Raw genomic sequence first — 14,077 nt, forward strand, 5'->3', positions numbered from 1 at the left:
GACACTTAAAAAAAGACCACGACCTACAAAGAACAAGACCCAATCAAAGTAGAAAACGATCTAACCAAGCTTGCAACCTTCAATGACCATCAAAGGGTTTATATTGATGAAACGGGTATAGATACCTACTTACATCGACCCTTTGCAAGGTCATCCAAAGGGAAAACTGTTAAAAGCACCATTAGTGGCAAAAAATATAAACGGATATCCGTTGTTGCAGGTCAAATTGGCAATAAACTCATTGCCCCAATGACTTACGAAAATACCATGACAAGTGCCTTTTTTGAAAAATGGTTTGAAGAACACTTATTACCATCATTGAGTGTTAAATCAGTGATTATTATGGATAATGCTCAATTTCATTGAATGAAGGTTCTAAAAGCGTTAGCCGAAAAATTTGGTCACGTTGTTTTGCCTTTATCACCTTATTCGCCAGAGTTAAATCTAATCAAAAAGCAGTGGGGCAATCTTAAAAGTATTTACGTAAAGTTTTATCTAATTTTGATGTCTTTTGGGATGCTCTTTTGTCCTATTCTGGATTTAATTGACTATAGTTTATCCGAAAAATTTATCCCTCTAGTTTCTGTATCGTGCTTAAAAGCAATAATCTCATCTCTGTGTTTGCCTGTATTTAAGCCATAAGTTGATCCATCAAATTCATGTTGTAAGTGATTTTTAACAGCTTGTTCGCCTACAGGATAAACAAATTTATTTATAGAGCTAGGATTACCAAATAAATCATGGTCAGCATATTGTTTTTCTGTTGATTGAAAAGCATATAGTGCAATCAGCTAAAAAACAAAACATCCTATAGCCCTTATCTAACCATTCTATCGGTAGATAACGTTCTGTTTTTTAGCTGATTTGACTATAAACAGGCTCACCATGAGAAATAATTGGACTACCATCTTGCCATTTGAGAATGGTATTTTTTGCTGCTTCTTTGTTTAATGTTTGTGCTGCGATTCCAACACTATTGAGATAAATATTACCTAAAGCATTTTGCCAATCTGTGCGAGAAAGCTCTTGGTTAATAATAGAACGATCTTCTTCATCGTTGTATGTAGCGGCAGCAAGGGTTAATCTTGTTTCCCATTGTTCTTCGCTTAATCCCATTCCTGCTTCATCTCGCTGAGCCATTTCTTTGGCTAAACGTTGAATAGCGTCTCGTTCACTCGGATGCAATTGCCGATTATGCCAATCCACATTTGCAGCACTGGCAATTGCTCCTGTATTCCCTCCTGTCACTGCGCCAATGGCTATGCCTGCACCAATGTCAATTAGGGATTTGCTTAGGGGGTTTTCACTGAGTGTATTTAAGCTAGGTGCCGCTAAGGCGCTTGCACCTGCTGCCATTGCCCCTGAGCTATCTCCTGTGAGTACTCCGCCTACGAGCGTTTGTAGTCCCGCCCGTCCAATACCGCCTTCTTTCCATATTTGGTAGGTTGTTTGGTTCGCAGATAGGTAGGCATTGGTTTTTTCAAGGGCTTGTTTTAACGCTTGCTGCTGAGTTTCATTCTGCGGTTTGTTGAGTTCGGCTTCTAATTGGGTTTTTACAGCTAGGGCGCGTTCATAGTTTTTTATGTTGCCTAAAGTATCGCTGGTTTTAGCAACAACTTGCGGTGCATTTTGTCCAAATTCCTGCGTAACATTTCTTTGAATGTCTAAACTTTGCTGAACTTTATCAGCATCAAAGCGATTGGTTAGAGCACCGCTTTCAGCTTTGGCACGCTCGGTGGTGATGTTGCTTTGGATAGCGTTTAGGGTTTCTTCTGTTGTTTTACCTGTTTTTGCCAGTTGTCCTTTAGCATCACGAATGGTGAGGTTTTGGGTGTTGATGCTGCTGCGAGTGAATGCGCTCGCGTTGTCATTGATTGTGCCATAGCCTAGGCTTTTACTTAAGCCTGTTTCGCCTTGGTTGCTTAGATGAGGATTCTCTGTTGAGTTGCCTTGTCCAAGGCTTTCTCCACTGATGCTTGCAGAGGCGCCTATGCCTATGCTTTTGCCGTGGTATTCGCTGTGGTTTTTGAGGTGTTCAAAGCTTAGGGTGTCGGTGGCGAAGTGGTTTTTGCCATCAGCTTCTGCTTTGGCGCTACTGGTGATGATGCCGCCTTGCAGGTGGGTGTTGCCGATGTTGTTGATTTGGAATCCGTCATCACCTGCAAAGATGCCGCTTTGTCCGCCAAGTAGGGCTTGGCTGGTGTTGGCGCTTTGGTTGTTGTGCGCAAGGCTTTCACCGAGTTGTTGGGTTTTCGCTTGGGTGAGGGTAGCGCCATTTAGGGCGTCTCTTTCTCCGCTTTCTGTGTTGATGCTTTGGTGGTTAGCGTCTATTTTGCTTTGGTTGTAGCTGACTGAGCCGCTTGCCCCATAGCCTATGGTTACTTGTCCGCTGAGGTTTTGTTCTTGGCTGTGGTAGTGGCTGTTTTCTTGTGGGCTGATGATGGTGAGGTTTTCGGTTTCTCCTCTGATGCCTTTGCCTAGGATTTGCGCGCCGATGAGGGTGGTTTTGCCTTTGCCTATGTCGGTATGTCCTGTGGTTGTCCCGATGTGGCTAAGGCGATAATGGGTGTTTTCACCATCGCTTTTGCCTTTGCCTTTGTTGCCCCCTGCAATAATGCCAAAGCTCCAGCCATTTTGTCCGCCTTCTATGGCTATGCCTGCATTCCAACCGCTGCTTTTTTTCTGGCTGTGTTGGTGGTCGTTTAGGGTGGCTGCTTGGAAGGTTTTTTTACCTTCTACGTTGAGGCTGGTGTAGGCGCTGCTGCCGATGTCGCTACCAGTGACATTTAGGGTGCTGGCTTCGCCTTTACCACCAATGTTGTATATGGCTGCTCCGTCTGCGGTCGCTTGGCTGGCTTGTGCGGTTTCTTGGTGGGTTTGTCTTTTTTGTTCGCTTTTTTGGCTGCCAACGGTAATGGAGATGCGCACGGCGTTTTGGTTCTCCGCACTGGCTGCTGCTTGTGCAGCCGCTACTGCTTGGTAGCTATTGTATAGGGCGTTTGCATTTGCCATTGCGCTAATGCGTCCATTGCTTTGTTTGCCCGCTTGGGCATTTTGGATGGCGCTTTGGGCTGCATTGACAACTGCTCCGCCTAAACTAATGGTTAGTCCGCTGCGCTTGAATTGCTGTTGGTGTTTTTGGTCTGTGCTGTTAACGAGGTGTTGGATGTCTGCGCTTTTTGCGCTGATGACAAGGTTGCCAGCGCGAGCTTGTTCTTCTTTGCTTAGCGCTAACCATTGAGCTTTGTTTAGCGGTCCTTCTGCGCGCGCAGCATGGACGATGCTGCCTGTCTGTTGGTAGTGGTTACCGGCTTCAATGGTTACATTACCGTCTAGCGCGCCAACAAGGCTAGGCATATGTTGGATGTCTTGTTGATCATTTTGTTGGCTCACTTTTTGGCTACCTATAGTAAAGCCTATTCCCGCGCCCATTAATCCACTGGTTTTGTTTTCTCTGTTATAGTGGTATTTTTGTTTGTTCTGCGCCGCTAGAATATGGATATCGTTACCCGCACTTAGATGGGTGCCTTGATCAGATACGATATTGCTTCCAATAATCTGCAAATCTGCTTTTCTTCCAGCTGTAATGCGCACGGTTTTACCAGTGATGTTACTTGCAAGCGCTTCATGTGTTCGTTCTGCATATTGTTCAGCTGTTCTTTTCTTTTTCAATCCTTTCCGATTAGATTGAGTGTCTGCATAGCTGAGCTCGCGATCTTGCCAGCCATTTTCAATAGTAACGCCTTGTTCCCCATAAATTTCAACGTGTCCATCACTGCTGTTAATTTGGGCAGCGCTTGCGTTAACTTTACCCGCACGAGAGAGAACAGCAATATTGCCTTTACCTTCGATGATTGTCCCCACATCATGGCGGTTAGATTCGTTATGATAGTGGCGGGCATCGGCAAAAGCAGTTTGGCTTTCTTCGTTGTCAACGGTACCTAAAATAAGCGCTTTATCTGCGCTGACGATGGTATTGCTACCTGCGTTGCGATTAATGATTTCACTTCCGATTTGGCGATTGCTGTTGCTTGCATGAAGGCGTAGATAACCATGTTCTGCATTTTCTCCATCATTATCGACAATAAATCGACTCGTTTTATCCACTTCGCGACGATATAGTGCAATCATCTAAAACTCAACCCAATCCAAAGCAGATAAAAGAATAAAGTATCAATACAATCCATCCGCCATTCTTTGCGGATTTGCTTAATCCAAGCCCACATCTTTTCAATAGGATTTAAGTCTGGACTATAAGGGGTAACCAAACTATCTCATGCCCATGCTCTTCAATGATTGCTTGAATATCACTGCGTTTATGAAAAGCGGCATTGTCCATGACAATTACACTGTTTTTAGGTAACTCAGGTAACAGTGCTTCTCTCACCCAATGAGAGAAAATATCGCTGTTAATAGAACCATCATATAAGCGTAAGGCAAACAATTCTCCATTGATAATGGCTCCAATCGCATTGCTCTGGTTCTTTAAATGCCAGTTATCACTTCCATGACAAACTTGTCCTTTTGTGCTGTAGCCATAAGGTCTATGAGCAAAGGCTTTAAAACCACATTCATCAAGATAGACTATCGGTTTGTCTTGAGCGGTCTTATCCACTATTTGTTCTTGAAAGTGTTCTCTTTTCTCTGTGTCGGCTTTTGGATGTTGGTTAATCTTTTTTTATGCGTTATCTTTAGTCGCTTTAGAGCATAACAAATCGCTGATTGCGAGCAATTAAAACGTCTAGCGCTTTCCCATTGGTAATCATCGGGATACTGCTCAATATCCTTAAGCAAGGCTTCATCATCAATCTTTGAGGGCTTACGCTCAGTAAAACCTTTAGATGGGGATTTTTAATCCAGCTATAAACGGTGAATTTGCTGATCTTGTAGTGCTTTGCAACAGCGCGCCAAGTTTCTCCATTAGCAATATCGTTAAGAATTTTCTGTCGGAATTGGCGGCAGTAGGTCATAGGATATGCTCAGTTTGTTTTTGATAATTCTACTACAAGTTGTTTTTTATATCTGCTTTGGATAGATTGGATTATAAGTGATTTGACTATAGCTATAGTCATTAATAAATAATGAAAAAATAGATATTTTTCTGCGGTATGTATTTTTTAGAAGTTTGGCTTTCAGCGATACTACTAGACGCTATTCAGTATCGCTGTGCGCTCAGACTTTGTTGAAAAAGTCTGCGGTTAAGCATTCTAATTGTAGGATAGCTTGCTGAATGTCATCAGCTGAAAATGGCTGAATGTAGCGAAACGTTTCTTTTTCTGAGGCAGCGATTTCCGCGATTTTTTTTGAAGCAAGTTCAATTGGCTCTGAAATGCCTAATTGTGCAAATTGGTAGATAAATCCGCTGTTGCGATAGTAGGGTAAGAGTCGCTCAATTTCTGCTTCATCACCTGTCGCTATGAGTTGGACGAGTATGCCATAAGCGACTTTAATGCCGTGCTGAATAGCATGGGTTTCTGGATAGATGGTTAAGGCGTTGTGAATAGCGTGTGCACCAGCGCTTCTGCCGTTATCACAGCCAAAACATCCGACTGTGGCGGCAATTTGAAAGATGCTATCAACAATGTCGGCAAAAGCGGGATGGAAGGTTTGTTCTGCCATTGCTTGTAGGGCTTTTTCTGTATCGCGCTCGAGGATGTCTCTTGTAACAGCGGCTGTAGCGCGAGCAGCGCAAACCATTGCGGGTAAACGCTCAAATTTTCTTGTGAGTGCTTCGATTTCATACCATTTGGCTAAGGTATCACTGATGCCACTAAGGAAGTATTCGCGAGGTGATTCAATGAGTAAATCATAATCTGCAAGGGTTAGGTATCCAGAACGATGAAAATAGCCTACGCTTCGAAAACTATGATCAGGATGATATACCGCCGCAATAGGAGTGGCACACGCGCAGGTTCCAATAACGGTGGGAATAAACATGATTTCAGCTTTTAAGTTTTCAGCGACGCCTTTCGCGGTATCTAGGACTTTTCCGCCACCAATGCCAATGATTAAATCGCTGTTCTCAGCGCCAATAGCGTCTGCAATCCGCTGCATATCTTCTAAGCTGGCGGTTTTGTCGTATCGGTAAACGGGGTAGGGCGGTTCTCCATAGTGCTTTACAAATGCGTGATAGGATTTTTCTCCAGTAACGATGATGGGTGATTTAAAGGGAGAAATTAAGGCTGGAAGGTGTTTTAATATGCCTCTTCCAGCATGATACATCGCAGGACCATTGCGAACGATTTGCGCAATATTCATATCAAATTCCGCTTTCTGTTGTCTTAGATGTACGGCGTGTGCTTTGGGCAGAAAGCATGATAATTCCCGCTTTTGCGCGCTCAATAATATTAGCAGCGAATGCGGCGATGTCTGTAGCGTTTTCTCGTTCAATCGCGGCTTCCACAAGCATTTGTAAATTACTGCCTGAAATCACTTCGGCTTGTATTAGGTTTGCTGATAGGGTAGCGCACTCACGAAAAGGCGTTCCACCTAGAATATCAGTAAAGAAAAGAATAGGTAAATCACCTGCATCTTCTACGGCTTTAGCAAGTTTTTCTTTAAATATGCTATGCGGAGTGTCTTCATCAAAATTGATGGCTTGGCAGTTTTCTAGTTTTCCATAGAGTAAATTTGCGCCAGAGTATAGTCCTTCTGCAAATTTGCCGTGTCCACAGATGATGAAGTACATGTATACCTCCTAAAAGGATAAGATAAATTTTTAGCAATGTGAGGCGATATCTTATCGCGCTTGTAGAAAAAAGTCATGTAATGGTTAGGGGGATATTACGGATTGATGGCGATAAAAGTATATTTAATCGCTCAATGTGGGGGCTTTCCAAGGAGCAATCCAAGTCAAAATTATTAGTCCTGGAAGAGCGAGGAAGAAGCATAAATAGAAAAAATGTTCATAACCTAATCCTTGAAAATGAATATGTCCAATGATTGGGAAGGTTTTTTCAAAACCTTCTATTAACGCGCCGGTTACGGCGTTTACAACTGTTCTTGGAATGGCTGCCAAGCTAGTAAATAGTGCGAATTGTGTGGCGGTATAAGCAGGATGTGTTTGACTAGCAATATAAGCGACAAATGCCGCCGTGCCCAAGCCTGCACTAAAATATTCGCCTACAATAACAATCGCTAATTTTGATAATTCGCTGGTATGAATGCTCTCAAAATGCCCGTAGCTTGCCAACCAAGCGTAACCAAGAATGGTAATAACTTGTAAAAAGCCAAATACCCATAAAGAACGGTTAATACCAAGCTTTACCATCCAAGCTCCCCCAAGAAGTGTGCCAATCACCCCTGGCCATAAAGTTGCGTTTTTTACAACGAGTGCAATATCGGTTTTGCTATAGCCCATATCTAAGATAAAAGGGCTTTGTAAGGCAGTCGCCATGCTGTCGCCCAATTTATAGAGAAATATAAATAGTAGGACGAAAAGAGCATTTTTAACGCCTTTTCGTTGGAAAAATTCTTTAAAAGGCTGAATGACGGTGTCTTGTAATGTTCGAGGACGATCATCTGGTAGCGGTGGCTCTTTTGCTAGCACTAATGTCATAAAAATGCCTGGCAACATAAATAAGGCAGTGATATAAAAGACGCTAGACCATGAAATATGATCAGCAAGAAAGACGGCTAGGGCGCCAGGTACTAACTGCGCTAAACGATAAGCATTAATATGAATGGCATTTCCCAATCCAAGTTCGGCATCAGTGAGTATTTCTCGTCGGAAAGCATCTAAAGCAATATCTTGCAAAGCAGAAAAGAAATTCATGCTAATGGCTAAGAAAACAATGGTATGTAGGTTAAGTTGTGGTTGAGTTAAGCCAAATGCAGCGATAAAAGCCAATAAGCATAGCTGTGTAAGCAATATCCAGCCCCGTCGTCTGCCAAAACGTCCAAAACCAATGGCATCTAAGAAAGGTGCAAATAGGAATTTCCAAGTATAGGGTAGTCCTGCTAAGGAAAAAGCCGCAATGCTTTTCAAGTTTAGGCCATTATCATGAAACCAGACAGGCAGTAGGTTTAATCCAATAAATAAAGGTAAGCCGCTGCTAAAGCCACCAAATACACAGATGAGCATTTTTCGGCTATAGAGCGCTTGTCGTAAGGTGAGTGGTTGGTTAGTCATAAGCGAAGAAAATAATAAAGCGCAAGTGGTAGGCTTGCGCTATGGTTGAAGGGAAAGTTGTTATTGCTGTGAAACTGCATTTGCCCGTTGTGGGTTGATAATATCCCCAACGTTTGCGGCTTTTAATGTTTGGTTTAAAGCAGCGTAGCCGTATTCATATTGATACTGTTGTTCGGCAGAATATAAGGGAACAATCACTAATTGTCGGATGCTTTCACCATGAGCGGTTGAAATCAGAGTCTCTTGAGCGGTAAATAAGGTTGAGTAGCGCAGGCTAATTTCTTTGAAAGGCAATGCTTCCACGCCAGATAGCTCAAAAGTGCTGTTAATATCAATTCGTTGCCCTTCTTTGAGAAGTTCGGCAAGCGTTTTGAATACTGCCAATATCCAAGATTGTTGTTCTGTCATTTGGATTTGGTCGCCGTTTAAGAAGTATTCTGGCGGAAAGAATGCTAATAGCTCAATATGTTCAAAGGTATTTTTGGTATCCCCGTCTTCTGCTGAAGGCATTTCAATGGTGCTAAGTCCATTGGTGGCAAGTGCATGGTAAGGTCGTTGTTCTTCTGGTGCAAACCAGTAGATATCATATAAAGCATCACCAGGATATTCGGTTTCATCAATGACCATAAAGTTTTCATCGCCAAATTGGTTCATGAGATGTTCATGAACCGCAGAGCGGAAATAGCCTTCTTGGTTAAACTCTCCATCAGAGGTTAATACGCCCATTTCTTGACCAATTTCATCAAAAAGGGTCGCAATATCGCTTTCTTCTTCGCCTAACCAATAGCTTTCTACCCAATTCTCAAAGCTATTTGCCATTCGATAAACTTCCCAATCTTCATCAATGCTTTCATCTCCAATATTAATGAGTAAGACTTGTCCGATTTCACCGTCTTCTTGCGGATCAAAATCTAAGCAAAAGTATTGCTCTAAACTATTTTTAGAAATGGGTAACCATCTGGTATGAAAAGGATAAGGCTTATATTCTCCATGGTTATCATCTTGCTCTAGAATAATGTCTTGCCAATCGTTACCAAAGTAATCTTCTGCTTTTTGGCAAATGGTCTGAATCGCCGTTTCTATTTCTGTAAGCGATAGCCAACGGTCTGTTAAGGACATATTTTGTAAATCTTCTTTTGATAGTCCATGTTCTGATGGCTCCATAAAGTCGCTTAAGGCATCCATATCAACGGTTTGCGTAGAAACAGAGCCGTTAGCTTTTAAATAGAGGGCTTTAAATAGGGGAGAAAGTTCGATTTGATGTTGTGCTTCAAATGCACTAAGTTCGGCTTCAGTCGCTGGAGGATTAAACTGAAAATCGTCTTCTTCTAAAGCTTCGATGAGTTGTTGGAGAGTGCTGTGGTTCATAAGCGTCCTTCTTTAAGCAGGCTATTAGGAAATTTGATTTATTTTCATTCTACAACTGTTTATCTTTGCATAATGACACGAGCCATTATTTGGTGCAAGCGCTGGTCAATAATCCCAATGTTTCTCTTGATATAGGTCAAGGTAAAAAAAGTATGAGATGACTAAAATCTTGTATTTATGATTATAAATCAAGGCTGATATCATGTGGCGCAAATGCTTATTCTTGCTCTTGTGTCTTTTTCTGCTTCCAAAGTCTTGGGCAGATATGGCTTCACAAACAGCATATCTTTCTAAATCCCAAACGTTAGAAGAGTTTTTACACGATGTTCCAGCGCAAACGTTTTTTCCAGAAGCAACGGGCTATGGAGAAGTGCAAGAAAAGCCGCATTTAGTACCTGTGATGAAAGGAACAACGCAAATTGGTTATGTCTTTTTAAATTCAGATTATGTGAATGCCGGTGGATATTCAGGCAAGCCGATTAAGATTTTAATTGGTGTTGATAATCAATTTACTATCCGTGCGTTAAAATTGGTTAAGCATTCAGAGCCAATTGTGCTGATTGGTATTCCAGAGAAAAAGATAAACGCATTTATTGATAGTTATTTAGGGAGAAATTATACGCAAGGGAATAAAGCTGGCGTTCCTGATGTGATTACCGGTGCAACGGTAACCGTTATGGTCATCAATGAAACGATTGCACGCAGTAGTTTATTATTTTCTCGCGCGGTGCGGTCAGAGCAAGGCGAACAAACACAAGTTATCGCGCAAACGCCAGATGTGCCTAAAACGCTATTGGAATATCAAAAGGATGCGCCAGCTGCCGGTGATTGGGCGCAGATGCTGAAAGAAGGAGATGTTGCGCATTTGCATTTGACTGTTGGGGAAGTGAATGAAGCGTTTGCAACAGCAGGTAAAAAGGATGCGGCAGGTATTAGCGAATCCGATGACCCAAATGCGACTTTTATTGATTTATATGTCGCAGAAGTGAGCATCCCACAAATTGGTCGCCCACTGTTAGGCGAAGCGCTCTATCAGCAAGCGAGTAAGTATTTAAAAGAAGGGGAAACGTTAATTCTCGTTGCGGGTAAAGGTTTATATTCTTTCAAGGGTTCTGGCTATGTTCGAGGCGGTATTTTTGACCGCGTTAAAATTGAGCAAGATGGCGAGGGCTTTCATTTTAGAGATCGTAATCACCGCCGAATTGGCGATATTATGATTGGTGGTGCGCCAAAATTTCCAGAAATTGCTTTATTTACCGTCCCAGCAGATAAAAATTTTAATGCGCTAAAACCTTGGACGTTGGATTTATTGGCACATCGTGCGGTTGGTCCGACGAAAAAAGAGTTTATTGAATTTAAGTTGCCATATCAATTACCTGAACGTTTGCTTAAGGAAGCACCTAATCCAGATTATCAACCGCCTAAGCCAGCAACCGTTAAAGCTGAGACAGAAAAATCTGAATCCATCAGTTCATCAGAAATGACTGCTGGTAATCAAACGGTAGATGCTGTAGATGAAGAAATGCCAACGCCCCTTTGGCAACGGTTATGGCAAGCAAAAACGGTCCAAATTATTGTATTGGCAGTTGCTTTATTGATTCTAACCTTGGTGTTTTTCTTCCAAGATTTTTTAGCGCAACATCCGAAGTTTTATAAAAAATTCCGTGTAATTTATTTGTGTTTTACGTTGTTTTGGTTGGGCGGATATATGACAGCACAATTGTCAATTGTGAATGTCTTTGCTTTTACCCATGCGTTAATGACAGGATTTGACTGGTCGTATTTTTTAATGGATCCAATGATTTTTATGTTATGGGCAGCAACAGCCGCTTCTGCGTTACTTTGGAATAGAGGTGCTTTTTGTGGTTGGTTATGTCCTTTTGGCGCCTTACAAGAGTTAACCAATAATCTAGCCAAGAAATTAGGCGTTAAGCAATTCAAATTGCCGTTTAAGGTACATGAACGAATGACAGCAATTAAATATCTTATTTTTATGTTGTTATTTGGTTTTTCTTTATACGATTTAGGGTTAGCAGAAAAATTGGCTGAAATAGAGCCGTTTAAAGCATCAATTATTTTAAAGTTTGCGCGTGCTTGGCCTTATGTCGAGTTTGCTTTGGTCTTACTGATTATCGGTTTGTTTATTGAACGCTTTTATTGTCGCTATTTGTGTCCTTTGGGAGCAGCATTGGCGATTCCAGCAAAATTACGTTTGTTTGATTGGTTAAAACGGTATCCCACTTGTGGTAATCCGTGTCAGAAATGTGCGCAAGAATGCCCAGTAGAAGCGATTTTTCCTGAAGGAAATATCAATGCCAATGAATGTATTCAATGCTTGAATTGTCAGGTTTTGTATCACGATAAAAAGCGTTGTATGCATTTGTTAGAAGAAATTAAAAAACAACAAAAATATGCGGCGCGTGCTAAGCGTGACCGTGAACGTTTGGCAGCACTTCAGGGTGAAGCAACAGAGTAATAATTGAGACAATATAGGAGAATAGATAAATGTCTAACGATAAAAAATTTGCGTTAAACCGCCGAGGTTTTCTTGGCGCAACGGCTTTAACCGGTGGGGTAGGTGCATTAGGGGGCTTAACAGCAAGTCATTCTTTTGCGCAAGGTAGTGAAAAAATGGAATCTTCTATCGATGTCGCGCCTGGTGAACTTGATGAATATTATGTGTTTAATTCTGGCGGACAAAGTGGTGAAGTCAGAATTTTAGGAATGCCTTCTATGCGCGAATTGATGCGTATCCCAGTGTTTAACCGCGACAGCGCAACAGGCTGGGGACAAACCAATGAAAGCCGCAAAATTATGCGCGATGGTATGTTGCCAGAAACCAAAAAATTTTTAGAAGATAAAGGTGGCGTGTTCTTAAATGGAGATTTACACCATCCACATATGTCTTTTACTGATGGCACGTATGATGGACGTTATCTTTTTGTCAACGATAAAGCCAATACGCGTGTCGCACGGATTCGTTGTGATGTGATGAAGTGTGATGCGATGGTGGAAATTCCAAATGTTTCAGGAATTCATGGTTTGCGCCCACAACGCTATCCACGTACAGGATATGTCTTTGCCAATGGCGAGCATATTATCCCTTGGCCAAATAATGGTAGTGTATTAGATACCGATGATGTGAAAAATCAGTATTGGACAGCATTTACCGCCATTGACGGCGATACCATGAAAGTTGCTTGGCAGGTAAAAGTTGACGGTAACCTAGATAATTTAGATGCGGATTATCAAGGAAAATATGCTTTCTCTACTTGCTATAACTCAGAAAAAGGCACCGATGTTGGACAAATGTCAGCCAATGAAACCGACTGGGTTGTGGTGTTTAATATTAAAGCGATTGAAGAAGGCATTAAAAACGGGGATTTTAAAGAAATCAATGGGGTAAAAGTTCTTGACGGCACGCATGGCAGCAAATATACGCGTTATATTGCGGTTCCAAGCTCACCGCACGGCTGTAATGCGGCACCAGACGGTATTCATGTGGTGCTAAACGGTAAGTTATCGCCAACGGTAACGGTCATTGATGTTCGTAAGCTAGATGATTTGTTTGCAGGTAAAATCAATGATGAAGATTTGGTTGTCGCGCAACCGGAATTAGGATTAGGCCCTCTGCATACGGCTTTTGACGGTAAAGGAAATGCTTTTACCACGCTGTTTATCGATAGCCAAATGGTGAAATGGAATATTGATGAAGCAATTAAAGCCTATAACGGCGATGAGAAAGCGCAACCCATTATTGAGAAGATTGATGTGCAATATCAACCGGGGCATAACCACACTTCAATGGGGGAAAACAAAGAAGCAGATGGTCAATGGTTGGTTTCTTTAAACAAGTTTTCTAAAGACCGATTCTTAAATGTTGGGGTTTTAAAACCAGAAAATGATCAGTTAATCAATATTCAAGGCGAGCACATGAAAGTGGTGCATGATGGTCCAAGTTTTGCTGAGCCACATGACATGATTATTGTTCATCGTTCAAAAGTGAATCCACTTAGTATTTGGCCAGACCGTAAAGATCCTTTTTGGGCGGAAGCAACAGCACAAGCAGAAAAAGACGGCGTGGATTTAGATAATGACAATAAAGTCGTGCGCGATGGAAATAAGGTACGCGTATATATGACGGCAACTGCTCCGGCTTTCGGTTTGTCTTCTTTTGAAGTCAATCAAGGGGATGAGGTTACGGTTTATAGTCAAATCACTTATAATCCAATCTATCCAAAGCAGATATAAAGAACAACTTGTAGTAGAATTATCAAAAACAAACTGAGCATATCCTATGACCTACTGCAGCCAATTCCGACAGAAAATTCTTAACGATATTGCTAATGGAGAAACTTGGCGCGCTGTTGCAAAGCGCTACAAGATCAGCAAATTCACCGTCTATAGCTGGATTAAAAATCCCCATCCTAAAGGCTTTACTGAGCGTAAGCCCTCAAAGATTGATGATGAAGCCTTGCTTAAGGATATTGAGCAGTATCCTGATGATTACCAATGGGAAAGCGCTAGACGTTTTAATTGCTCGCAATCAGCGATTTGTTATGCTCTAAAGCGACTAAA

General features: G+C 41.8%; 10 protein-coding genes and 3 pseudogenes. 4 read left to right on the forward strand and 9 right to left on the reverse strand.

Annotation, left to right across the window (positions count from 1 at the left end):
* Window positions 1-9 precede the first annotated feature (9 nt).
* Window positions 10-548, forward strand: a pseudogene (locus A5N85_RS16355) (IS630 family transposase); the annotation flags it as partial.
* Between the two features lie 307 nt (window positions 549-855).
* On the opposite strand, the gene A5N85_RS00355 reads toward A5N85_RS16355, so the two are convergent.
* From A5N85_RS00355 to A5N85_RS00385, 9 genes and pseudogenes are all read right to left on the reverse strand, one after another.
* Complete coding sequence (locus A5N85_RS00355; protein ID WP_072575436.1) at window positions 856-4,131, reverse strand: hemagglutinin repeat-containing protein; 3,276 nt, start codon at window positions 4,129-4,131, stop codon at window positions 856-858.
* Window positions 4,128-4,268 (reverse strand): hypothetical protein, encoded by a 141-nt coding sequence (locus tag A5N85_RS15495; protein WP_169818590.1) that lies wholly within the window; start codon window positions 4,266-4,268, stop codon window positions 4,128-4,130. The genes A5N85_RS00355 and A5N85_RS15495 overlap by 4 nt, the downstream gene beginning before the upstream one ends.
* Window positions 4,241-4,615 carry a transposase gene (locus tag A5N85_RS00360; protein ID WP_169818591.1) on the reverse strand — a complete coding sequence of 125 codons (375 nt, stop codon included), beginning with the start codon at window positions 4,613-4,615 and terminating at the stop codon, window positions 4,241-4,243. Before A5N85_RS00360 ends, A5N85_RS15495 begins: the two co-directional genes overlap by 28 nt.
* Window positions 4,615-4,794 carry an IS630 transposase-related protein gene (locus A5N85_RS17485; RefSeq protein ID WP_249024007.1) on the reverse strand — a complete coding sequence of 60 codons (180 nt, stop codon included), beginning with the start codon at window positions 4,792-4,794 and terminating at the stop codon, window positions 4,615-4,617. The genes A5N85_RS00360 and A5N85_RS17485 overlap by 1 nt, the downstream gene beginning before the upstream one ends.
* A 101-nt stretch (window positions 4,795-4,895) precedes the next feature.
* Window positions 4,896-4,970, reverse strand: a pseudogene (locus tag A5N85_RS17490) (hypothetical protein); the annotation flags it as partial.
* Between the two features lie 202 nt (window positions 4,971-5,172).
* Entirely contained in the window at window positions 5,173-6,258 is a 1,086-nt protein-coding gene (locus A5N85_RS00370; RefSeq protein WP_072575437.1) for an iron-containing alcohol dehydrogenase family protein, read from the reverse strand.
* A gap of 1 nt (window position 6,259) precedes the next feature.
* Window positions 6,260-6,688, reverse strand: coding sequence for a PTS sugar transporter subunit IIA (locus A5N85_RS00375; RefSeq protein WP_072575438.1), 429 nt, complete (start codon window positions 6,686-6,688; stop codon window positions 6,260-6,262).
* 123 nt (window positions 6,689-6,811) lie between these two features.
* On the reverse strand, window positions 6,812-8,131 hold the full coding sequence (locus tag A5N85_RS00380; protein ID WP_072575439.1) for an AmpG family muropeptide MFS transporter: 1,320 nt from the start codon (window positions 8,129-8,131) through the stop codon (window positions 6,812-6,814).
* Between the two features lie 60 nt (window positions 8,132-8,191).
* Window positions 8,192-9,499 carry a suppressor of fused domain protein gene (locus A5N85_RS00385; protein WP_072575440.1) on the reverse strand — a complete coding sequence of 436 codons (1,308 nt, stop codon included), beginning with the start codon at window positions 9,497-9,499 and terminating at the stop codon, window positions 8,192-8,194.
* 265 nt (window positions 9,500-9,764) lie between these two features.
* Here A5N85_RS00385 and A5N85_RS00390 point away from each other — a divergent pair, with 265 nt between their 5' ends.
* The 3 genes and pseudogenes from A5N85_RS00390 to A5N85_RS00400 form a co-directional block, all read left to right on the forward strand.
* On the forward strand, window positions 9,765-11,975 hold the full coding sequence (locus A5N85_RS00390; RefSeq protein ID WP_245935961.1) for a NosR/NirI family protein: 2,211 nt from the start codon (window positions 9,765-9,767) through the stop codon (window positions 11,973-11,975).
* A 29-nt stretch (window positions 11,976-12,004) separates the two neighbouring features.
* Window positions 12,005-13,708, forward strand: a pseudogene (nosZ, locus tag A5N85_RS00395) (TAT-dependent nitrous-oxide reductase); the annotation flags it as partial.
* Between the two features lie 88 nt (window positions 13,709-13,796).
* Window positions 13,797-14,077: IS630 transposase-related protein (locus A5N85_RS00400; protein ID WP_072575442.1), on the forward strand; the 281-nt coding region annotated here is incomplete at its 3' end.

The sequence above is a fragment of the Suttonella ornithocola genome, from assembly GCF_001889065.1.
GTDB lineage: Bacteria > Pseudomonadota > Gammaproteobacteria > Cardiobacteriales > Cardiobacteriaceae > Suttonella_A > Suttonella_A ornithocola.